Raw genomic sequence first — 23,110 nt, 5'->3', positions numbered from 1 at the left:
CTGTAAAATATTTTGTTAAAAAATCCTTGCAATGTTAAAGTTGTAGGGATTTTTTTATTTATCAAGAAATCAGCATGATACCACAGGATAATTTTTCAAACTAATCTCCTAATTTAGCCTTTTTAAACGCTCTCTAAATGCAAAGTAAAGTCACCATCTATGATATCGCCGAAAAGCTAAAAATTTCAACAGCTACGGTGTCAAGGGCTTTAAACAATAGTTCAAAATTAAAACAAAGTACATTAGAACTCATTCAACGCACTGCCGATGAGATGGGTTATCAACGAAATATTTTTGCAAAAGCACTAAAAAGTGGTAAAAGTAACACTATAGGAATTATTGTTCCGCGTATAGATATTAATTTTTTTAGTTCGGCCATTCGAGGTATTCAAGAAGAATTAAATCCAAACGGCTACCAAGTGGTTATTTGCCAAACCTATGATAAAGGCACATTAGAAGTTGAAACCATAAATTCTTTAATAAACTCTCAAGTTGACGGTATTTTGATGTCGATTTCTAATACTAAAATCGATAATTCTGATACTTTTAAAACCCTCGTTAAAAAAGGATTTCCTTTTGTTTTTTTTGATAGAAAAAAGGATATTGAAGGTATAAGTTCGGTAACCACAAACGATTTTGAAGCGGGCTACATAGCCACCGAACATTTAATAAAACAAGGTTGTAAGCGTGTTGCCCATTTAACTAATAATCATGCTTTAGATATTTTTAAAGACCGGTTTTTAGGCTATAAAAAAGCCTTAGAAGATTACGGTTTGGAATTCGATTCTGAAATTGTAATAAAAACGCCATACAAAATTGATGAAGGTAAAAAACACACTAGGGATTTGTTAGCTTTAAAAAATCCACCTGATGGAATTTTTGCAGTTCACGACTACTTAGCTTTTGGAGCCATACAAGAAATAAAAGCCCAAGGCAAAAACGTTCCTGATGACATTTGCGTTATGGGTTTTAGCAATGAGCCTTTTGCAAAATTTCTAGAACTTTCAATTACCACTGTTAATCAATCGCCTCTAAAAATGGGAAAATTTGCTGCACAAGCCCTTTTGGAGCAAATTAACAACCCCAATAATATAAAAGTAGAAAAGCATGTCGTTTTAACACCAGAACTTTTAGTAAGGAAATCTACTTTAAGACAGTAGCTCTTTATTTTCTAATTAAAGCATGCCACTGACTTTTTGTGTAATTTTTTTGCAGATCATATAAATAAAAAAAGCTTCCAATTATCTTGGAAGCTTTTCTTTGTTGTGACCGCGGCAGGATTCAAACCTGCAACCTCTTGAGCCGTAATCAAGTGCGCTATTCAGTTGCGCCACGCGGCCATTTTTTGTGGGTGCAAATATATATTTTATTAACATACCACCAAAATATATTCAGTATTTTTTGTTGATTTTTTTACTTCCAGGAATATCAAGTAAAATTAGGAATTAAAAAAAAGGATGTATTAAACTATTTCGGCACTTAAACCTGCCTCCAACAGCATAGAACAACGTGGTTTTAAGTCGCTATAAACTCCTGTTTTCACTGTGCACTTACCCTTATAATGAACAATTAAAGAACATTGTTCTGCCTGTTCTGCTGTATGATCACAGGCATAAATAAGGGTTTCAATAACATGATCGAAGGTATTTACATCATCATTAAAAAGCACAATTTCGTTTTGTGTAGATACTTCTTCTTGCAGTAATACCTCTTCTAAAGTTTTTTCTTGGCTGCTCATTTTCTATCTTTTTTCACTAATTTATAAATTTTAGAGACACCCAATTGTTTCTTTCTAATTTTTCTTCAAATTTTAACAAATGTTTTTCACATTCGGCCGTAATCATCGGGATATCATCGTTATAAAAGCCACTTAAGTATATAGATCCGCCTTTATTTAAACACGATACGTAAGTTTCCATATCCTGTAATAAAATGTTTCTATTGATGTTTGCAATTATAATATCATAAGATTTTCCTTTTAAAACCGATGCATCACCTTCTATAACTGTAATATGTTCACAATTGTTACGCTCAACGTTTTCTAAACTGTTTAAGTAACACCAATTATCATAATCTACAGCATCTAAAGGCTTCGCCCCTTTCTTTTCGGCTAAAATGGCTAACACACCAGTACCACACCCCATATCTAAAACCGATTTTCCTTTAAAATCATTTTTCAAAATATGCTGAATCATCATGTGCGTGGTTTCATGATGCCCTGTACCAAAACTCATTTTAGGCTCGATAACGATATCATATTCCACATTAAAAGCCTCATGAAATGGTGCACGAACCGCGCAAGTATCATCAACTACTATTGGGTTAAAATTCTTTTCCCATTCGGCGTTCCAATTAGTTTGCTCTATATCTTCAAAGGTGAATGAAATGTCAAATTCATCAGAACTTAATATTTGAATATCTTCAAGAATAGCCTCATGCCACTCTTCTTTTTGAATGTAAGCGGTTACGCCTTCTTCAGTTTCAACAAAACTCTCAAAACCAGCATACCCTAGTTCTGCTATTAAGATTTCGACTGCGGGTTGTTGTGGTTCTACCTTAAAATAATACCCTAAATATATTGTATTTGACATATGCTATTTTTAGGCTGCAAAGATAACTACTTTAAAATACTTCCTAACCATAAAAATTAACCCTGTTTATTGAAAAAACAGGGCTAGAATAAATTATTACTTTCGATTTTTGCGACTTAGTTTTTAATTACTTTGCCTCGCTTTAAAACAGCATTTGGAGTTTTTAAAACGTAAAAATAAAACCCATTATTTAATTCTGCTAAATTAACATTGGATGTTTTAAGATTTTTTGTGAACAATAATTTACCTTCTAAATTATATAAATCAATACTTAATGTTGTAATATCTAGATTTTTTAATCCAGAAACATTAACATTTAAAAATTGGTTTACAGGATTTGGATAAATGTTTATGGAATTTGATTCTATGTCATTTATTGAAAGGGCTGCGTTTGCACAAGTTGCAGTATTTTGAACCTCTAAATATGTAGGGTTATAAAGGTTTTGCCCTATAATAATTTCACTCTCTGCAACTTCTGCACTTGCCACTAATGCAGAAATAGCACACAAATCGTAAAGATTTCCATTGCCTTCATAATCATATAAGCCGCCTATGGATATGGCTATATTGTTTAATCTGTTTTTAGATCGACCTTCTAACCCATAAAAACAACTGCCAATAGAGGTTATATTATCTAATCCATCTAAGTTATTCAACATGGCGTTGCCTTTTACCGTTAAACAACCTCCTATTGAAGTTAAACTTTCTAATCCTGTTAAAGTGCTTAGCATTTCATTATTTCCAATTCTTAATTCTCCTCCAACACTTGTTACATTAGCTAAACCACTTAAATCTGTTAATGTGTTACAGTTTGAAATATTAAGAAGTCCTGGAACATTTGTTAATCCTTCCAACCCAGTTAAAGCACTTAAACTATCACAAATAAAGGTTAAATCTCCACCAATTGTAGTCAGACTATTTAAATGACTAATGGTGCTTAATGCACCATCTTTAACATAAACATCTCCATTGATTGCAGTAAGCGACTCACAACCAGTTAAAGATACTAAAGCATTGTTTTGATTGATTGATAAATGACCACCTATTGTAGATAAGTTATTAATACCATTTAACGATAATAACGCTGTATTACTATCTATATTTAAATATGTACCAATAGAATTTAAACTATTTAAACCAGCTAAACTTGTTAATGAAACATTATTATTTATTTGAAGATATTGTGTGATTGTAGCCAAATTACTTAAACCTGTAAAGTTTACTAAAGATTGGTTTTCATTTACAAAAAGTGAATTTAGTTGTGTTATGGCTTGAAAACCATCAAAATTTGTAAGCGATGCATTGTTTGAAACATAAAGATTTCCAGTAACTGATGTATTTGTTAATGCACTAAGGTCTGCCAAAGAGTCGTTAAAATTTAAGGTTATACCATCACCAATTGTTGTTAGATTATCTAACCCAGATAACGACAAAATATTTGGATTATCAAACAAATACAAGGATCTTGATAGGTTTGTAATATTTTCGAAACCTACTAACGATATTAATGCGTTATTATATTGTAACGACAAGCCACCAACTGTACTCAAATTTGTAAGTCCGTTTAACGAAGTAAGTGATGTGTTTGCTAAAACCAAATCTTGCCCGATAGTTGTTAATTGCCCCAAAAAATTAAGGTTACTTATATTATCGCTAATTGTTAATGAGCTATTTACTGTTGTTAGATTATTAAATCCGCTAATACCTGTAATAGCATTAGCATTAATTGTAACCGTTTCGGTTGTTTGTAAATTAGCAAACCCACTTATGGTCTGTAAACCATTATTATAAGATATAGTAACCCCATTGGGTAGCGCGGTAAGCCCATTAAATCCATCAAGATCGGGTAAGGCGTCATTTCCATTTATAATTACACTTGTAACACCACTAGTTACATTATTTAAAGCAGATAAAGTAGTTAAAGCATCGTTGTTAGAAATACTAATTACATCTCCAACGTTAGTTAAATTTTGTAGTCCATTTAACGAGCTAAGATTGGTGTTTCCATAAAAACTTAAGTCATCTCCAATTGTTGTTAAATTTGATAAACCTGATAAATCTGTAATTAGAGTATTATTGTTTATTAATACATTACCACCTACTTCTACTAACGCGTTTAGCGCCGTAAGGTTAGAAATTGGTGTTGCAGAATTTTCAATAATTATTAAATTTCCTGTTATCTCTGTGTAGTTAAAATCGTCTACTTCTGTTTGAGAACTTATTCTTAAATTTCCACTATAAATTTGAGTATAACCAACTGTTATACTAAACATTAAAAACAGCGAAAAAAGAATTAGGGATTTTAGCAGATTGCTTTGGCAAGTAATTGTTTTCATTTTTTTTAGTTTTAAAACATCATTAAAGATTTGATTATTAGATGTTTTAAAATTAAATTGAAAAAGAAAAGGATTTTTAAGGGTTTCCCCTGAAAATAAAAAATAGGTGTAAACCCTTAGTTAAAAAATAGCACTTATTTACTTAAGTCAGTAAATCATTTTCGATAGCTATTTTTATCATGCCTACACTGTTTTTTGCACCTAACTTAAGCATAATATTAGACCTATGAGTTTCTACAGTTTTTGGACTTATGAAGAGTTTTTCTGAAATTTCATGAGTGGTTAATTCTTCCGAAATTGCTTGCAATACTTCTTGTTCTCTTCTAGTTAATTTTATATTTAAACCATTATTAAACGTTTGTTTTGGTGTTTGATTGATTAATTTTTTTTGAATATCTTTTTGTAAATATAATTCTCCAGAAAGCACTGTTTTTAAGGCTTCTAATATTTCTAACTTATCGGTATTTTTAAGTAAATACCCATGAACGCCTTGTTTTAGCATACGTTTTACAAACGAAATGTCTTCAAAATTAGTAAGCGCAATAATTTTTAAATCTGAGTGTTTTTTTAATAATTGCTTACTCAAATCTATACCATTTATATCTGGTAAATTAATATCTAACAATAATACATCTGGACATTGTTTTTCTAAACCATTAATGGTTTCTTGTGCTGTTTCATAAGTTTCAACCACCTTAATTTCTGGGGTATTATTTAACATAGATTGTATACCTTGAAGCACCATTTTATGGTCGTCGGTTATGGAAATATTAATCTTCATTTAACTTATTTATATCAATTTCAATGGTATATGAAGTTCCATTTTTATTTGAAACCACATCTTTTTCAGCCTTTAAATAATCTATTCTAGATTGAATATTTTTTAACCCAATCCCGGTAACATTACTATTGGTTGTATTATATCCTTGTCCGTTATCTTCTACTGTGATTTGTATTTGGGTATTATGAAAGCTAATTTGTACATTTATTTCTGTGGAATTAGCATGTTTTAAGCTGTTATTTACCAATTCTTGAATAATACGATAGATATTCACCTCAACTTTTTTATCAAGATTTATGGTATCTCCCAAAAACTGAAATGTTATTTTTGGCTCTGATAATTCATCCATATTTTGGCAAAATGCATCGGTAGCCTCAATTAAATTGAAACTTTCTAATGTTGGCGGTACTAAGTTATGCGAAATGGCTCTTACTTGAGTACAAGAATCATCTATCATAGAGATAGCTTCTTTTATAACATTATTATTAAGCTCTAATAACGAGGTTAATTTATATTTTATGGCAGACAAATCGCCATTTACGCCATCATGTAATTCTTTTGCTAATCGCAATCGCTCTTTTTCTTCGCCTTCTATTAACGATTCTAAGGTTTTTACTTGATGCTCTCTTTTTAGGGCTAAAATTTCTTGATTTTTACGTTTTTGTCGTTGTTTTAATAAAAACCATAATAATATTGAGGATACTAATAAAAAGCCTGCAACACCAATCATATAATTAATTTGTGTTCTCTTTTTTTGAATTTGAACCTCTTTTTCTTTAATTTCTAATTCTTGTTTTGCAAGTTCTTTGTCTTTTTTTACGGTTTGGTACTGTTTATCTAATTTGTTTACTTTTTCTTTTAAGTCATTATTTTGAAGACTATCGTTTAATACCTTTCCCATTTTATAAAACTCGTAGGCCTTATTAATATTACCCAGTTTTTCGTAAACTTGAGACAAGGCAATTAAACTAAGAGCTTCATTATTTGCCGACTTAATATTTCTTGATATTTGTAAAGATTTCTCTAAATTAAATTTGGCTTTTTCTGTATTTTTTAATTGCAGATATAGGTTCCCTAAATCGTAATAAGAGCCACAAAGCGGTAATTGTTCTCCTATGTCTTTTCTAATATTTAAAGCTTCAATAAAATTTTGTTCGGCTTCATTATATTTTTGCTCAGACTGCTTAATAAGTCCAATATTTCTTAATTGAAAAGATTTTACGGTTAAATCATTACCATCTTTACTTATATCATATCCTTTTTGAAAATAATTTAAAGCTAAATTTAAACTATCTAGGTTTTTATAAGCAATTCCAATGTTATTATAAATTAAACCTAAATCATGTAAATTTCCTGTTTCTAAATAGGATGCTTCTACTTTTTTATAATAGGAAAGTGCTTTTTCGTACTGTCCCATTTGATCGTAAATAGCGCCCAAAGCATTTAGGTTTATTAAGGCACGATCTTTAGCGTTTGTTAGTTCTGAAAGTTCTAACGATTTTAATAAATAATCTACAGCTTTTACTTTGTTGTCTAGAGCCATGTGGCTAACTCCAATCTGGTAATAGGTTGGAATTAAATTTCCAGTATCTTTCTTTTTCTCGACGGCTTTTTTGTAATCCATTAAAATACTTAAAGCCTGTGGCGTATCGCCTAAAACTCTATAAACAACCGAATAATTATACATGGATAACAGGTGTAATTCTTCATGCTTAATTTTCATGCTTAAGGCAGATAAAGAATCGTTATACTGCAATGATAGTTTAGGTGAATTATGAATATAATTTCTCACAAGATTGTTATAAATACTACATTTTTTTACGCTACTGGTTTCAATTAATAATTGTTGCTTCAAACTATCAATTATAGAATTTGTTTGCGCTATAGACCAATAACTTATTAAAATTAAAATTGTAAGAACACTATGGGTTTTGGTTTTCAAACGAATTGATTTTAAACTACTTGTTAAAAGTAGCCAATTATTTAATTCAACAATAATATTTAAACTTTAATGTACTTGTTTTTAATTATTTTAAAAACTACTAATTTGCATCAGTATCATCATTATTAAGTTTACAATAAACAATACGTTTTTCTGATGCTACATTTCCATTATAATCTTCAAATTCAAAAGTTAAAATATAAACACCTTCGTTTGCCTTACTAAATGATGTATAAACTTCGTAACCGTTTTCCGAGTGCATTTCTCCTATTCCATTTTCATCTGTTATTGTTACTTTACCACTTTTTACATTATTATTGTCCGTTGCACTTGCGGAAACAACAATGGTATATAAATTCTCTGCTTCGCTATTTGGATAATACAGTTGATTATTGTTGGGAGAAATAATTGTAATTACTGGAGCTTCAACATCATGTTCAATAGGTTCATCGTCTGAACATTTACACTTTACTAGAAGTGAAGTTGTTACAAAAAGTGCAAAAATAAATTTTGAGTTTTTCATAAACTAAATTAATTGATTAATAACAAGTTGCAATTTATAATCGCCCCATAAAAAATAATTAAGGGTATTCCTTGATTTAAAAAAATCGGGGAATACCCTTAGAAACAAAAAAACCTGCTAAGCACTTTTAAACTTAACAGGTTTTAGTTTTTATAACTGACTTTGGCAAATATGCCCGCGTTAGGGATTGAGCGTTTGTTGGAGCTCCTCGCAGAGAGCGACTCGCGAAAGCCCGACCTCGCCTTAGCGAGGTAACGCCCTAATTGTCTATTTTTTAAAATGCATTTACAATAGCAAAGAAATCTTCGGCCTTAAGTGAAGCACCTCCAATTAAACCACCGTCTACATCTGGCTTACCAAATATTTCTTGCGCGTTGTTTGGTTTTACACTACCGCCATATAAAATCGATACGCTGTTTGCTGTGTCGTAACCATAATGATCGGCAATCGTTTTTCTGATATGTGCGTGCATATCTTGTGCTTGCTCTGGGGTAGCTGTTTCGCCTGTTCCAATAGCCCAAACTGGCTCGTAGGCTAAAACAATGTTTTTATAGTCCCAAGATTTTAGGTGAAATAAAGCGTTTTTTATTTGGTCTTCTACGACTTGTTCGTGGTTTCCAGATTTTCTATCGGCTAACTCCTCGCCAAAACAAAAAATAACACGCATGTCGTTTGCTAATGCGGCATCTACTTTTTTAGCTAAAAGTTCGTCGGTTTCATTAAAGTATTCTCTACGCTCGCTATGGCCTAGAATTACGGTTTTTATACCAACACTTTTTAACATAGCAGCACTAATTTCGCCGGTATAAGCACCATTTTCGGCAAAGTGCATGTTTTGAGCAACCACCTCGATATCAGTTTCTTTTAACGCTTCGTATGCACTATAAAGATTGGTAAATGTTGGTGCTACCATAACCTCGGCATTAGTGGTTTTGGTTTGTGCTTTTAAGTCGGTAATTAACGCTTGAGTTTGTGCTAAATCGTTATTCATTTTCCAGTTTCCAGCTACTATATTTTTTCTCATAATGTTTTAATAACCTTCACAAATAGAAGGAATTAATTTTATTTAAGTTAATTGATATTAGATTATTGAGTTGCTAAAATAATTAATTTTTAACAGCTTCTAGCAACTTTTCGTCATCAGCTTCAATAACATTAAATACAACGATTTCGCCAGCTTTATTTATTACCATATATCTAGGAATCCAGCTAATATTTACGAAATCTGCAAATTTACAATCCTTCGCATTTGGCATGTAATAATGATCGCCTTTTACTTCATACTTTTTAATACCACGCTTCCATGCGTCTTCACCTCTATCTAACGATAAAAATACATACGCCGCTTCGGGGTGTTTGGCTTGTAAAGCTTTTACTTTGGGCATGCCGCCAATACAATCTTTACACCATGATGCCCAAATATCAACAACTATAGTTTTTCCTTTGTGTTTATTTAAAATGGATTGTAAAGTCGTTTTTTTTCCTGCTAAACTAATAAAGGTATCGTTTAAAGCTTCTTGTGAAAATGTTGTTGGTTCTTTTGAGTTACAGCTTAAAAATGCTACAACAATTAACGTAACTATACTTAGTTTTTTCATAACTATACCAAATGATTTTTCCAATTTTCCAGTTCACTAATATTTACTGTTCTAAGTAGAGACACTATCTGATGAGCATGTAAATAATGACATTTATTAAAATTATGAAATTGGTCCGTTAGATAATAAATTCCTCCATCATACCCAAAAACATTTGAATCTCTGAAATTGAAATATGGTTTATACTCGGGCTTTTTCTCTCTCATAGAACAACTAAAAGAAACTAGCCCATAATTAAGCAAAAAATTACCAAAAAAACCATAATAACTATCAAATCCACTTTGTACAAATTTCTGCTGGACAAAAGCAATGGTTGGATCCTGCGATTGCTTAATTAGATTTCTAATTTCTTTATTAAATACTTCTATTCCCATAATATTTTAATTAAGTTTTACCTTTGGATCTAACCAAACATATATTAAGTCGACAAGAATATTAATAATTACAAACATAATGGCAATTATTAATACAGCGCCCATAATTATTGGTAAATCTAAAGTATTTAAAGCGTTTACAATTTCTTTGCCAAGGCCATTCCACCCGAAAATATATTCTACAAATACTGCACCTGCCAACATGGATGCAAACCAACCAGAAATTGCCGTAACCACCGGGTTTAAGGCATTTTTAACAGCATGCTTTTTTATAATTTGGTATTCGCTTAATCCTTTAGCTCGCGCCGTACGAATGTAATCTTGATTAAAAACTTCTAGCAATGAGTTGCGCATAAGCTGAATAACGACCGCCAACGGACGAATACCTAAAACCACCGCTGGAAGTATTAGGTTTTTCCATTTAATATGCATGGCTTCGCCAAAATCGTCGAGTTCGTAAAGGCTTCCTGTCATTTCTAAATGAGTGTACTTATGAAGCACAAAACCAAATAACCATGCAAACAAAATGGCGCTAAAGAATGACGGCACACTCATACCGAATGTACTAAATATTTGAATGGTTTTATCGAGCCATTGGTCTTTATAAAGCGCTGAAACTATTCCTAACACAACGCCTAAAATCATAGCAATTATAATGGCCGAAACCGCTAAAACAAAAGTATTTGGCAAGGTTTCCTTTAATACATCGCTAACTTTTTTACCTTGTTTGGTAAACGATTCGCGTAAATATGGGAACTTTAGTGCAACTGTGGTATTTCCTATTGAGAATAATTTTGCTGCATTGTACTTTCCTTCTGTTAAAAAGGTATAATCTTGATTGCTTTTTGAATGAAACGATACTGGTGATAAATCGTTTAAATAATAAAAATACTGCGTTGTTATGGGCTTGTCGAAACCGTATTTTTGTTTTACTAAAGCTAGTTGTTCACTGTCTTCATTTTGCCCCAGCATCATTTGCGCAGGATCGCCTGGTAATACGTTAAATAAAAAGAATATCACGGTTACCACACCAAATAAGGTGAGTATTGCGTATGTGGTTTTATTTAAAAGGTAGGTTATCAGTGTTGTTAGTTGTTTGTTGTTTGTTGTTTGTTGTTTATTGTTTATTGTTTATTGTTTATTGTTTATAAACTATCTTTTTTTAGTTCAATTATAACAATGCCTCCATAATCTTTACCATATAATTTGGATATTGAATCTGTAGCTTTTTTGTTGTCATGAAAAACACGAATCGCTTCTATATTATCTTTTTTTAAACTATCTACTTCTGCCTTACTTGACACCTTATTATCAATTAGGTATAATATTTCTTGTTCTACTTTTAATGGCTCTGATTTCCTTTCAACTTTAGGCAACTCTAAACTTTCAACATCATTCCAGTGTACTTTTTGTTTTACAGTTCCGGCGTCAAGTTCTATAATTCCAGGATTCGATCGTACTACTGTTTTCAGAGCTTTTTCGTCGCATAAATACCAAGTAAAATCTAAATTATATAGTTTATTTATTTGCTGTTTAGTTTCTTCTCCTGAAGCTGTTAAACCTATAATTTGGTATCGATTTGCTCTTGCTTTATCCTGTAATGCTTTCAATTTTAAAGCGCCTTCACGTTCAATTTTCTCTAAACTATACGAGATAACCACTATTAAATTTTCTTCAGATAGAAATTGTGTGGTTAAGTCTTCGTCTTCTGTTTCAATTGAAAAATCATAAATTGGTGGTTGGTAACCTTCTTTAATTACTTTTGTTTCAACTCCAATAAACTCACCTTCAACCGATGGATAGGACCCCATGGTAGTGATTATTTTTTCTTCACCATTGACATTAAATTTCCAGTAATATTCTGTTTCGGCTTTTGGCGCATCATCTGGCACACTCATACCTTCGGTTATATTGGCTCCTATTTTATAAGCTCTAAAATCTTTTGCTGGTAAATGCATTAACACATGGTACCCAAACCACAAGGATAGAATAAAACTTAATAAAGCTATTACCGTAACGGCTAACCTTCCAAATATGGGGTTTATGTATTTTTTACCGATAAATAAAATTAATATCAATACCAGTAAAACTAAATCTTTTGTAAAGCTTTCCCAAGGTGTTAATTTTAAGGCATCGCCAAAACAGCCACAGTCTTTTACCTTCTCGAAATACGCCGAATAAAAGGTTAAAAATGTAAAAAACACAATCATTAATAAGAGACTCCAAACTGTAAATTTGGGTTTGTAACCAATTAGTAAAAACACACCTAAAACCACCTCGAAAACCACAACAACTACCGAAATCATGAGTGCGTACGGTTCTAAAAATGGTAAATTAAGCACATCTGGACTAAAATATTCTTGTAATTTATACGAAAACCCAAGTGGGTCGTTTAATTTTATTAATCCGGATATGATGAATAAAACACCTACAAATATTCTACTGATTGATACTATGACTTTCACTATTTTATGTTTGTTTCTATTTGAATGTATACCGTTCTCAATTACTAAGTTCTAGTTTAACACTTTGAAATTAAATTCCAATTTTTAAAATTCCAAACTCCAAGTTGAACTAAATTCCAATAACATACATGAATTAAACTTTATTAATTATTGCTGATAATATTTTTCGTAACTCGTTGGCTTCAATTTCTAAGGCTGTGATTTCAGTTTTAAATTCTTCATTCATTACTTTTAAAAGTTTCAACCAATACACGCTTTCTTTTGCTTCTTTTCTCGCTATTTTTAACCTAAATTTTAAATCTTTTGCTCCTAACTTTTCATTAGCTTCAATATAATTTGCTCCTACCGAGCCTGATGATCTAATTAATTGTTTTCCATCCTCAATATTAGAAATCGACTTTGTTATCTTTTTAAACAAAAACCGACAATCTCGAGCAAATTCGAAAGTACGTTCTTCAAGATTAAAGGTTTTAGTAGTCAATTGTTTTTAGATATTAATTTTGGAATTTGGGTTTTATAATGTTGGTATTTTACTCCTTTAGATGAATCAAAGCAAAAACCGAATAATTAATCATATCCTGGTAATTGGCATCAATACCTTCACTAACCAAGGTTTTTCCTTTGTTGTTTTCAATGGTTTTTACACGAAGTAATTTCTGTAAAATTAAATCGGTTAAGCTGCTTACGCGCATATCGCGCCAAGCTTCACCGTAATCGTGATTTTTATCTTCCATTAACTTCTTGGTAATGGCGACTTGCTTTTCGTATAATTCTGTTGCCTCTTCGGTGCTTAAATCGGGTTGATCTACAACACCTTTTTCAATTTGAATTAAGGCCATAATGCAATAATTTATAATGCCTATAAACTCGCTTACTTCGCCTTCATCTACCTTTCTTACATCATTTTCTTGCAACCCTCGAATACGTTGTGCTTTTATAAAAATTTGATCGGTAAGCGATGGCAAACGCAAAATACGCCACGCACTACCATAATCACTCATTTTTTTTACAAATAAACTTTTACAAGTTTCTATTACAGCATCGTATTGTTTTGAGGTTTCTTGCATAAATAAATCGAATTTTGCGTAAATTTCGCCTAAATAGTTTAAAGTACAAAGTTGAAGCTTTAAAGTTTTTCAACGAAGTACAAACAACCCTCAAAACGGTATGAATGACAATTAATTGTAAAGGAAACCTCATCGATTTATCAACACCAAAAGTTATGGGTATTTTAAACCTAACTCCAGATTCTTTTTTTGATGGTGGTAAGCATAAAAATGAAAAAGACATTTTAAATCATGTTGAAAACATGCTAAACAATGGCGCAACTTTTATAGATTTAGGCGCCTATAGTTCACGCCCTAATGCCGACCATGTAAGCGAAACCGAAGAATTAAACCGAATTATTCCCATTATTAAGTCAATTTTAAAATCGTTTCCTGAAGCCTTACTATCTATAGACACCTTTAGAAGCGAAGTTGCAAAACAAAGTATTGAAGCTGGTGCAGCCATTATAAACGATATTTCGGCAGGAAAATTAGATGAGAACATGCTACAATGTGTTGCCGATTTGCATGTACCGTATATTATGATGCACATGCGCGGAACACCAAAAACCATGCAACAACAAACTACTTACAACGATTTGGTTAAAGATATTCTATTTTATTTTTCTGAAAGATTAGCATTAGCAAAAACGCTTGGAATTAAAGATATTATTATAGATCCAGGATTTGGTTTTGCTAAAACCTTGGAGCAGAATTATGAGCTTTTAAACAAAATGGAGTTATTTAAAATGATTGAAAAACCTTTGCTTGCAGGTGTTTCTAGAAAATCGATGATTTATAAAAAACTAAATATTACTCCAAAAGAAGCACTAAATGGCACATCCGTTTTAAACACCATAGCCTTACAAAAAGGTGCTAAAATATTACGTGTTCACGATGTAAAAGAAGCCGTTGAATGCGTGAAATTGGTTGAAGCTTTAGATGTTAGATGTTAGATGTTAGATGTTAGATGTTAGATGTTATGAAATATATTTTTTCACTCTTAATTGGTATTTTATTTTTTTCCTGCGGAAATGAAAAAACGGTACAATTACCAGAAATAAATCATTCCGAGATATATGATGTTAAAGATGTTTCGGCGGCATATATTTTTTACGATGAAACACAAAAAGACAGTGTTCTGCTCAACCGTAAAAATTTAATAGGCACCACAAATTGGCTGGTAAATATTGATAAACGTTTAACATTACAACAAGTTATTCCTCGAATAAAATTCCTTCAAGAAAAAAAGGCCAATGCGAGCCATAAAAACAATAAAGCTAAAAATTACTTCACCTGTAATGATATTAGTAGAAACAATTTAGGGTTTATTGAATTCACCAACACCTTTTATCAAGATAAAAAAGAATTAACAATCCAAAATTTACCACTAGATTTTCAAGTGACTACTAAAAACATCTTTTTTGATGATAACGGAAAAATCTTCATCATTAATCCTGAAAAAAAACCTTTTATAATTGAAACCACCGAAAGCGATTTCATAAACAACTTGAATACCATTTTTAATAAAAACGCTGTAATTTCCCTGCGGTTTTCAAAAAATCTAACATTTCAAGAGTATATCAAATACAAAGCGCTTATTGAAAACAATCAAATTAATCATCTTAAAATATCGAATACCGAATTTATAAATTGATTACTTCATTTTTATTAAATTTACCTAAAACCTATTGCTTTTGGAGATTTTTAAAGACATTTTAAAATTTAGCGTTGTAGATGTTATCGATGTAATTTTAGTTGCCCTACTACTCTATTACATATACAAACTTATTAAAGGTACAGTGGCTATCAATATCTTTATTGGTATCATTATTATTTACTTGGTTTGGAAACTTACCGAGTTTTTAAACATGCAACTGCTTACCAGTATTTTTGGAGGTTTTATTAAGGTTGGTATTATTGCGCTTATCGTTGTTTTTCAACCCGAAATAAGGAAATTTTTACTCATGGTTGGTTCTACAAACATTAACCGACGAAAGCAATTTTTAAAACCCTTTAGCTTTTTAAAAACCGAAGACGAAAACATCACAGATGTCGATGCCATAATTTCTGCTTGTAATAAAATGAGCATGTCTAAAACGGGAGCTTTAATTGTTTTTGAACGCAATAACAACCTCGATTTTTTATCCTCTTCTGGCGATGAAATGAATATAAAAGTAACGCAACCTATAATAGAAAGTATCTTTTTTAAGAATAGCCCGTTACACGATGGCGCTATTATAGTCAGTAACAATATTGTAAAAGCAACCCGCGTAATTTTACCAGTTAATAACGAAAAAAACATACCGCAACGCTTTGGTTTGCGCCATAGAGCAGCCATTGGGGTAAGCGAAAAAACAGATGCTTTAGCGCTGGTTGTAAGTGAAGAAACGGGACAAATTTCGTATTTTAAAGATGGTGAATTTGTTATTTACGAAGACACTAACGAACTTAACTCCCTTATTAAAAAAGATTTAAATTAAACTAAATGACTTGCAAAAACTGTAATAACAACCTAAGAACCGATTATAGTTTTTGTCCAGATTGTGGTGCAAAAGTTATTAGAAAAAGAATCACTGTAAAAAGCTTAATCTTCGATTTTTTTGAACGCTATTTTAATCTGGACAATACACTTTTAGCAACCCTAAAAGACATAATAATTAAACCGCAAGCGGTTTGTGGCGGTTATATCTCTGGGCTTCGAAAAAAATATTTAGACCCTGTAAGTTTACTGGCTATTTCGTTAACTCTATCCGGAATAATCATGTTTTTAATGAAAAAAGTCGCTTGGAAATATATTGATTTTGGGGCCATTGGTTATGCACAAACAAGTTCTGGTGGTGCTGGTACTCAAAAAATTATGGAAGCAACTATGGAATATAGTTCTTTTATCTATTTTTTCTATATTCCAATTATAGCATGTTCTAGTTTTGTGGTGTTCAATAAAAAACAATACAACTTTCCTGAGCATGCGGTAATTGCGACTTATTCGCTTACTTGTTTCAGTATTATTACAACTGTTTATGCCTTTTTCGCTCTATTAATTAGCCCTCAATTTTATATTGACACCGCTGTTTTATATATTGTTATAATGATTGGGTTTTGCCTTTACGTGTCTTACAAAAATTCGGGAGACACTAAAAAATCTTTGGTATGGCGCATACCCGTATTTTTATTCCTTGTTTTTATAGGCTATATAGGAATATCAGTATTAACTTTGGGGCTGCTATTTATAACAGGAGATCTATCTGTTCAAGATTTCATCCCTAAAAATTAGGCTACTTTTTCTTGTAAAAACTGTACCTCATACAAGTTTTTATAGTAACCGTTTTCTTTTTTAAGCAATTCGTCGTGTGTGCCTTGTTCTACAATTTCACCAGCATCCATTACAATAATTTTATCGGCCTTTTTAACGGTTGCTAGTCGGTGAGCAATAACAATTGAAGTTCTGCCTTTGGTTATTTTATCGGTAGCATTCTGTATGAGTTGTTCTGAATACGAATCGACGGATGAAGTCGCTTCATCTAAAACCAAAATACTAGGATTTGTAACATAAGCTCGTAAAAACGAAATAAGCTGTCGTTGCCCAGAGGAAAGCATCACGCCGCGTTCTTTTACATTATAATGATATCCATTTGGTAAGCTCGATATAAACTCATGAACACCAATAGCTTTGGCTGCTTCAACTACCGTTTCTTCAGAAATTTCAGGGTGATTTAGTGTGATATTATTCAAAATAGTATCAGCAAATAAAAACACATCCTGTAAAACCACAGCAATTTGATTTCTTAATGAAGCCAAAGTGTATTGGTTTATATTGGTTCCATCAACCAAAATATCGCCACCTTTAATTTCATAAAAACGATTTAATAAATTGATTATGGTCGATTTCCCAGCGCCTGTAGCACCAACAATAGCTATAGTTTCACCAGCATTCACATTAAAAGATATACCTTTTAGCACCTCTTCGTCTTCAACATAACTAAAATGCACCTTATTAAAATTGATATCTCCTTTAAGTGACGTTGCTATTTGGTTTCCGGAATCATCAATATGTGAAGTAGTATCTAAAACTTTAAACACTCGCGTTGCGGCAACCATACCCATTTGTAACGTATTAAACTTATCGGCTATTTGGCGTAACGGACTAAACAACATTGGTATAAACATAATAAACGACACCAAAACACCTTGGGATACTGTATCGCTTAACACCACATTTAAACCACCATACCAAGCCACTAAACCAACAGTGATTGAAGCCGATAATTCGGCAATCGGAAAGAAAAACGAGTTATACCAAACCGTTTTTAACCAACCTTTTTTATGGCGTTCGTTAATGGTTTTAAAGTTTTTGTGCTCAATTGTTTCACGAGTAAACAACTGTAAAATTTTCATACCTGTAATGCGTTCTTGTACAAAGGAATTTAAATTAGAAACCTCGGTACGTACTTCTTCAAATGCTTTTTTCATATACTTCTGAAAAATTCTGGTAGCATATAAAAGTACTGGCAGCATTATTAAAACAATTAAACTCAGCTTTACATTGGTGTACAGCATCACTCCAAAAACCACCGTCATGGTTAAAAGATCTCTAAAAATCATAAATAAACCTTGACCAAAAATATCGGCGATACGTTCCATATCGGTTACTGCGCGCGTAATTAAAACACCAACCGAAGAATTATCGTAATACTTCATTTTAAAACTAAGTAAATGATCGAATAGGTTTATACGAACATCTTTCACCAAATTTTGTCCCAACCACGACGCGTAATACATAAATAACAACTGGAAAATCGTTTGTAAAATTAACGCCGCAAACATAAGCGTCACGTAAAACACAAAGTCCTTTGGGTTTTTATTGGTCATACTATCGTCAATCGCAAACTCTGTAAGTTTAGGTATTGCGGCACTTAAGCCAGCTAATAAAACAACACAAATTATTAAGCTAAAAAATACGAGTTTGTAAGGCTTAATAAACTTAAATAGCCTTTTAAACAATTTAAAATCGAAAAATGTATCTTTTGTTTCACTCATTATATTTTTATCTCCTCTGGATATGCAATATTAGTTAAATATAAGCCATGAGCTGGTACCGAAAACCCTGCTTCACTTCTACTTTTAGATTGAATTATATTATGTAACGCGTCTACCTCAATTTTACCTAAACCAATGTTTACCATGGTACCTACTATGGCACGAACCATATTTCTTAAAAACCGATCGGCTTTTACAGTAAAATGAATTTCGTCTTCCACCTTTCGCCACTCCGCTTGCATTATTTTACAATTAAATGTTTTTACATCGGTATTGGTTTTAGAAAAACATTGAAAATCGGTGTACTGAAATAGGATTTGCGAGGCTTCATTCATTTTACCTAAATCTAATTCCTGATTTACAAAATAGGCATTATTAAAATTAAATACATTTTTTTTAGTGGCAATTCTATACAAATAAGTTCTGCTTAAAGCATCAAAACGTGCATGCGCTTCGGTATTAACTTCAAATAAATCGTGAATAGCGACATCTTTAGGTAAAAAAGAGTTTAACTTATATACCAAATTCCTAGTTACAGGATGCTCTGTTTCAAAATGCGCAAACATTTGTTTAGCATGAACACCTGCATCGGTTCGTCCTGCACCAACAATACTTGTTTTGGTATTTAACAAGGTGGATAATGCTTTTTCAATAACTTCCTGTACGCTAATAGCATTTGGTTGATTTTGCCAACCATGATACGCTGTACCGTTATACGAAAGTTCTAAAAAATACCTCAATCTTAATTGCTTCTTTTATTAAACAACAAATATAGATAGTTTTGTAGTTTCTGCGAAAGCGATAATCTTAATTCTATATTAAAAAGATTTTATGAACATACTTAAGAATAGACATTAACCGCATTGAGAGAATACATTATTTCATACATTTATTGTAATCATATATCAATTTAATCATTGATTTATCTGCAAACTTTAAATTGTTTATTTGTGTACTAATTCTCGAACAATTTAAAAAAGCATATTTCAAAATTCCGATATAATATTTTCGTATGGTAGTATACTTTTTATTGGCATGATATGGCAAACCACTTTTAAACGAAATTCCTTTTTCCGTTCTGTTACTTATAACTTCTTCTTGCGTTAATGAATAAAAGCTGGAATCCATCTTTAGTACATACCCATAATAAGCTGGAGATTCGTATTCATAATTTATTTCAGAAGCATCTAAATCAACTTTATAAAGACTTACCTCTTTATTTACCAAAACCTGAGCAAACCTTTTTGATGCTATTTTTTTACCATTTTTCGTATTATTAAAATCAACCGAAACATAATTTTCATCTGAAAGACTAAATCCCTTTAAACTAGATGGTTTAAAAAATTCCACCCCAGAATCTCCTCCGTTTTTTGCGAAATAAATCTTTTTACTCATAACAGACTTTTTATCTTTTTTTATTTTCCCATAAAGCGTATCGCTATTCGTCGTTACAATAAATCCGTCTTCAAAATTCTTGTCTTGAGCCATTACGCAGGCCATTGAAGTAATAAAAATTAAAAATGTTATTTTTTTTATCATATTAGTTAAGGATATTAGCTCAATATTTGAATTCATTAGGAATAAATATAGAACTAATAAGATTGGTTTATCAAAATATTATCAAAAATTTGCCAGAAAAATTTTTAAATTATAGATGAAAAAAATCCTCCTCCTTTCTGATACACACGGCCATATTGACAACGACATTTTAAAATACGTAAAACAAGCTGATGAAGTTTGGCACGCCGGAGATATTGGCGATTTAAAAGTAACCGATGCCATAAAAGCCCTTAAACCTTTACGAGGTGTTTATGGCAATATTGATGATGCTAGCGTTCGCGTAGAATTTCCAGAACATAACCGCTTTTTATGCGAAGATGTTGATGTTTGGATAACGCATATTGGTGGTTATCCGCCTAAATACAATGTTAGAACGATTTCCGAAATTAGGCAAAACCCGCCACGGTTGTTTATTTGCGGGCACTCGCATATTTTAAAAGTTATGCCCGATAAAAAATTAAATTTAATACACATGAATCCCGGTGCGGTTGGTAAACACGGCTTTCATAAAGTTCGCACTATGCTTCGTTTTACTATTGATGGCAAAAAAATTGACAACCTTGAAGTTATTGAGTTTAAAAAATAGGCCTTACATTTCAATTTCTTCGGCTAGAATTTGAATACCATCGGCCATCCCAATTAAAGCCTTAACGTTATTCATGCCATTTCGTAACTGTTCGTGCGCTACCAAAATACCCCAAACATTATACACGTAACTATTAAAATCTTGCGGTGTTGCTTCGGGTAAAATACCTAAGCTCATAGCCACATTTAATATTTGTTTTAGTAACCCTCGCGCCTGTTCAATTTTCTCTTCCAAAGGCAAAATAATTTGAGAAACCACCTCTTGAGCTGGATGTATTATTTCTAAGGCCTTACTTATTTGTCGTTTTTTACGTTCGTTGGGTTTTCCGTTTAAAACAAACTTTTGTTGTGCTAATTGGGCGCGTAAACCAGAAACTTCGGCACATTGTGTGTAATTTAAAGTTTTTAAAGTGTCCTCTGTTGTTTCAAGCCATGTAAACAACGTATCAATAGAGCTAAACTTTTTTTGCTGAATTGCACTTACCAGTTTAGGAAGCTCCATTAATTTAGGTTTTAACTGATTTATGATATATAAAGATGACTTTTTCACGATAAAACAGGCGTTCTATTCTGGTAATAACTTAGTTTCAACCTCACCATTATCACGCTCAATAGTTTGCCATTCCATGCCTTCTTCAACTAAAGTCATTTTTATACGAACAATATTTTCTGGCGGAATTTCTTTAAGCTGATGCGACTGTACTAACACCTTTGTGTTATCCATATCGATGGTTTTTTTAGGCGCTTGAATTTTAGAAATTAACGATTCTTGCAATTGCGCTATAAGTTTACGCTGAATTTCTTTATTATCACTATTGGTTGATGCCACAAAAAAACGTGTTAAACCAGTGGCATATTTATTTAACGATTTTTGGATATCCTCCTTCGCTTTTAAATCTTTTTCTAAAACATCGGTATCGGCGGCGATGCGTTTTCTAAGTAAATCGGATTGTTTTCGTCCAAAACTATCAACCTTCAAAACATCTTTAAACACATTGTATGCAAACGAATTGAAACTTTTATTATCGATAGGCTGATAATTTTTTTCTTCAACTTCATTTAACTCATCAATAGCAATAGGAATATCCAATTCTATATTAGAAGCCTTAAATCGGGGCACCGAAAAATTTTTTAATATAGAATTGGCAGCATACGCTTCGGCAATTTTAGCCGACTCTACATCGGCCATGGCGCGCGCTTGGTTTATTCCAGACACTAAAGACCCTAAATAATCTTTTAAAAGTGGCATAATAAAATAGGTTATTGGTTTGCAGGTAAGCCCACAATAGATTCTTCAAGAATATTTAAAATCTTTTCCATGCCACCAGGCATTTCATCTTGACTCGCTTTAACATTTACTCCTAACTGATAGGTTTTTTCAACCTTACTACCAGCACGCGAAGTTCTCTTATACGAAGCATTTACCTTAAAACTCACAGAGTTAGTAAAGCTAGATTTAGCACTGCCTTTAGCAAATAACGAAGTTAAACCTCCTGTTCCTGCCGAAACACTACCCTTTACGGTATTTTTCATGGCAAAACTGCTCGATGCTTTAAATTCTGAGGCCACATTACGATATTCCATCGAATTAATTTTAGCATTAAAATCGATGGTAGCCTCATCAATACGAATAAAAGGAATTGGCACCATGGTTAACAAAGGCACTTCAAGTTTCATTTCGTCGTAAACAGCTGGAACAGCAGCTTCATCTCGTGTTGATAAACTAGCCTCAGCCGTTTCAACTGTCGAAGGGTCTGCTGTACTATTATATGTTACGGTAATAGTATCATCGTCCGAGTAGCCTTCTCCGCCACTTTGTAAAGTTAAATCTATTCCATTATCTCCGTTTACAGAAGCCACAACATTGCCACCTGTACCCGACGATGTGGTTATTACAACACTAACAATAGAGTCGGCATCACTTACACTTCCGCCAAGGTTAACCGCATCAATAATTCCATTTTTAGCAGGAATATAAGGTGCCACTTGTTTTGGATATTTAAACTGAACATAAACAGGTCCTCCTGGAGTAATTTCGCCTGTTGTGGGATCTTCGGAATCTTGCTCGAAACCGACACTTTTAATAAAACCTACGGTTGAAAGCGCCGCTTGGGCTTGGGCCTCTACAACTGCGGTTAAAGGACCTCCAATCATAGATCGGAAATCGATAGATGATAATTCTTGCCCTGGATTATAGTTTGAAACTGCCATAATACATTTAATTTAGTACCTACTCGTTTAAATACAGGCTTTTCGGTTAACGCCTTAT

25 protein-coding genes and 1 tRNA gene are annotated in these 23,110 nt (G+C 32.3%); 6 read left to right on the top strand and 20 right to left on the bottom strand.

Annotation, left to right across the window (positions count from 1 at the left end):
• Positions 1-137: 137 nt before the first annotated feature.
• Positions 138-1,160, top strand: a complete 1,023-nt coding sequence (locus PK35_RS15175) for a LacI family DNA-binding transcriptional regulator (protein WP_044627420.1) — start codon at positions 138-140, stop codon at positions 1,158-1,160.
• 106 nt (positions 1,161-1,266) lie between these two features.
• Here the strand turns inward: PK35_RS15175 and PK35_RS15170 are convergent.
• The 14 genes from PK35_RS15170 to PK35_RS15105 all read right to left on the bottom strand — a co-directional run bounded on the left by PK35_RS15170 (position 1,267) and on the right by PK35_RS15105 (position 13,677).
• Positions 1,267-1,340 (bottom strand) — tRNA-Arg (locus PK35_RS15170).
• A 122-nt stretch (positions 1,341-1,462) separates the two neighbouring features.
• On the bottom strand, positions 1,463-1,738 hold the full coding sequence (locus tag PK35_RS15165) for an ATP-dependent Clp protease adaptor ClpS (protein ID WP_044627419.1): 276 nt from the start codon (positions 1,736-1,738) through the stop codon (positions 1,463-1,465).
• Positions 1,739-1,754: 16 nt separating this feature from the next.
• On the bottom strand, positions 1,755-2,591 hold the full coding sequence (gene prmA, locus PK35_RS15160) for a 50S ribosomal protein L11 methyltransferase (RefSeq protein WP_044627418.1): 837 nt from the start codon (positions 2,589-2,591) through the stop codon (positions 1,755-1,757).
• A 116-nt stretch (positions 2,592-2,707) separates the two neighbouring features.
• On the bottom strand, positions 2,708-4,927 hold the full coding sequence (locus PK35_RS15155; RefSeq protein ID WP_082048601.1) for a T9SS type A sorting domain-containing protein: 2,220 nt from the start codon (positions 4,925-4,927) through the stop codon (positions 2,708-2,710).
• Between the two features lie 142 nt (positions 4,928-5,069).
• The gene (locus PK35_RS15150) at positions 5,070-5,708 is read right to left on the bottom strand and encodes a response regulator (protein WP_044627416.1); all 639 of its coding nucleotides are present in this window, start codon (positions 5,706-5,708) and stop codon (positions 5,070-5,072) included.
• Positions 5,698-7,650 (bottom strand): tetratricopeptide repeat-containing sensor histidine kinase, encoded by a 1,953-nt coding sequence (locus PK35_RS15145; protein ID WP_044627415.1) that lies wholly within the window; start codon positions 7,648-7,650, stop codon positions 5,698-5,700. Before PK35_RS15145 ends, PK35_RS15150 begins: the two co-directional genes overlap by 11 nt.
• A gap of 100 nt (positions 7,651-7,750) precedes the next feature.
• Positions 7,751-8,173 (bottom strand): Ig-like domain-containing protein, encoded by a 423-nt coding sequence (locus PK35_RS15140; protein WP_044627414.1) that lies wholly within the window; start codon positions 8,171-8,173, stop codon positions 7,751-7,753.
• 274 nt (positions 8,174-8,447) lie between these two features.
• Entirely contained in the window at positions 8,448-9,197 is a 750-nt protein-coding gene (tpiA, locus tag PK35_RS15135) for a triose-phosphate isomerase (protein WP_044627413.1), read from the bottom strand.
• A gap of 82 nt (positions 9,198-9,279) precedes the next feature.
• Complete coding sequence (locus PK35_RS15130) at positions 9,280-9,771, bottom strand: TlpA family protein disulfide reductase (protein ID WP_044627412.1); 492 nt, start codon at positions 9,769-9,771, stop codon at positions 9,280-9,282.
• Positions 9,772-9,773: 2 nt separating this feature from the next.
• The gene (locus PK35_RS15125; protein ID WP_044627411.1) at positions 9,774-10,145 is read right to left on the bottom strand and encodes a hypothetical protein; all 372 of its coding nucleotides are present in this window, start codon (positions 10,143-10,145) and stop codon (positions 9,774-9,776) included.
• 6 nt (positions 10,146-10,151) lie between these two features.
• Positions 10,152-11,228 (bottom strand): ABC transporter permease, encoded by a 1,077-nt coding sequence (locus PK35_RS15120; RefSeq protein ID WP_044627410.1) that lies wholly within the window; start codon positions 11,226-11,228, stop codon positions 10,152-10,154.
• A gap of 62 nt (positions 11,229-11,290) precedes the next feature.
• Positions 11,291-12,610 (bottom strand): BT_3928 family protein, encoded by a 1,320-nt coding sequence (locus PK35_RS15115; RefSeq protein ID WP_044627409.1) that lies wholly within the window; start codon positions 12,608-12,610, stop codon positions 11,291-11,293.
• Positions 12,611-12,743: 133 nt separating this feature from the next.
• Positions 12,744-13,091, bottom strand: a complete 348-nt coding sequence (locus PK35_RS15110; RefSeq protein ID WP_052826031.1) for a four helix bundle protein — start codon at positions 13,089-13,091, stop codon at positions 12,744-12,746.
• A 49-nt stretch (positions 13,092-13,140) separates the two neighbouring features.
• Positions 13,141-13,677, bottom strand: coding sequence for a DUF1599 domain-containing protein (locus tag PK35_RS15105; protein ID WP_044627407.1), 537 nt, complete (start codon positions 13,675-13,677; stop codon positions 13,141-13,143).
• Positions 13,678-13,781: 104 nt separating this feature from the next.
• On the opposite strand from PK35_RS15105, the gene folP reads away from it, so the two are divergent.
• The 4 genes from folP to PK35_RS15085 are packed head-to-tail and all read left to right on the top strand — an operon-like array spanning position 13,782 to position 16,933.
• On the top strand, positions 13,782-14,612 hold the full coding sequence (gene folP / locus PK35_RS15100; RefSeq protein WP_044627406.1) for a dihydropteroate synthase: 831 nt from the start codon (positions 13,782-13,784) through the stop codon (positions 14,610-14,612).
• A gap of 26 nt (positions 14,613-14,638) precedes the next feature.
• Positions 14,639-15,313 carry a hypothetical protein gene (locus tag PK35_RS17220; RefSeq protein ID WP_131474422.1) on the top strand — a complete coding sequence of 225 codons (675 nt, stop codon included), beginning with the start codon at positions 14,639-14,641 and terminating at the stop codon, positions 15,311-15,313.
• A 40-nt stretch (positions 15,314-15,353) separates the two neighbouring features.
• Entirely contained in the window at positions 15,354-16,139 is a 786-nt protein-coding gene (locus PK35_RS15090) for a diadenylate cyclase (protein ID WP_044627405.1), read from the top strand.
• Positions 16,140-16,144: 5 nt separating this feature from the next.
• A complete protein-coding gene (locus PK35_RS15085; RefSeq protein WP_044627404.1) occupies positions 16,145-16,933 on the top strand; it encodes a DUF3667 domain-containing protein in 789 nt (262 codons plus the stop codon).
• On the opposite strand, the gene PK35_RS15080 is transcribed toward PK35_RS15085, so the two are convergent.
• From PK35_RS15080 to PK35_RS15070, 3 genes are all read right to left on the bottom strand, one after another.
• Positions 16,930-18,696 (bottom strand): ABC transporter ATP-binding protein, encoded by a 1,767-nt coding sequence (locus tag PK35_RS15080; RefSeq protein ID WP_044627403.1) that lies wholly within the window; start codon positions 18,694-18,696, stop codon positions 16,930-16,932. The two genes, PK35_RS15085 and PK35_RS15080, sit on opposite strands and share 4 nt — an antisense overlap.
• On the bottom strand, positions 18,696-19,436 hold the full coding sequence (gene truA, locus PK35_RS15075) for a tRNA pseudouridine(38-40) synthase TruA (protein WP_044627402.1): 741 nt from the start codon (positions 19,434-19,436) through the stop codon (positions 18,696-18,698). The genes PK35_RS15080 and truA overlap by 1 nt, the downstream gene beginning before the upstream one ends.
• 136 nt (positions 19,437-19,572) lie before the next feature.
• Positions 19,573-20,271, bottom strand: coding sequence for a hypothetical protein (locus PK35_RS15070; RefSeq protein WP_044627401.1), 699 nt, complete (start codon positions 20,269-20,271; stop codon positions 19,573-19,575).
• A gap of 79 nt (positions 20,272-20,350) precedes the next feature.
• Between PK35_RS15070 and PK35_RS15065 the strand changes: the two genes are divergently transcribed.
• Positions 20,351-20,842, top strand: a complete 492-nt coding sequence (locus tag PK35_RS15065) for a metallophosphoesterase family protein (protein WP_044627400.1) — start codon at positions 20,351-20,353, stop codon at positions 20,840-20,842.
• A 3-nt stretch (positions 20,843-20,845) separates the two neighbouring features.
• On the opposite strand, the gene PK35_RS15060 is transcribed toward PK35_RS15065, so the two are convergent.
• The 3 genes from PK35_RS15060 to PK35_RS15050 form a co-directional block, all read right to left on the bottom strand.
• Positions 20,846-21,343 (bottom strand): hypothetical protein, encoded by a 498-nt coding sequence (locus tag PK35_RS15060; protein WP_044627399.1) that lies wholly within the window; start codon positions 21,341-21,343, stop codon positions 20,846-20,848.
• Positions 21,344-21,406: 63 nt separating this feature from the next.
• Positions 21,407-22,090 (bottom strand): hypothetical protein, encoded by a 684-nt coding sequence (locus tag PK35_RS15055; protein WP_044627398.1) that lies wholly within the window; start codon positions 22,088-22,090, stop codon positions 21,407-21,409.
• A gap of 11 nt (positions 22,091-22,101) precedes the next feature.
• Complete coding sequence (locus PK35_RS15050) at positions 22,102-23,052, bottom strand: DUF2589 domain-containing protein (RefSeq protein ID WP_044627397.1); 951 nt, start codon at positions 23,050-23,052, stop codon at positions 22,102-22,104.
• Positions 23,053-23,110: the final 58 nt, after the last annotated feature.

Source organism: Neotamlana nanhaiensis (assembly GCF_000943555.1).
GTDB classification, from domain to species: Bacteria; Bacteroidota; Bacteroidia; order Flavobacteriales; family Flavobacteriaceae; genus Neotamlana; species Neotamlana nanhaiensis.
The sequence above is the reverse complement of the archived record's forward strand: the minus strand, read 5'-3'. Positions and strand labels throughout refer to the sequence as shown.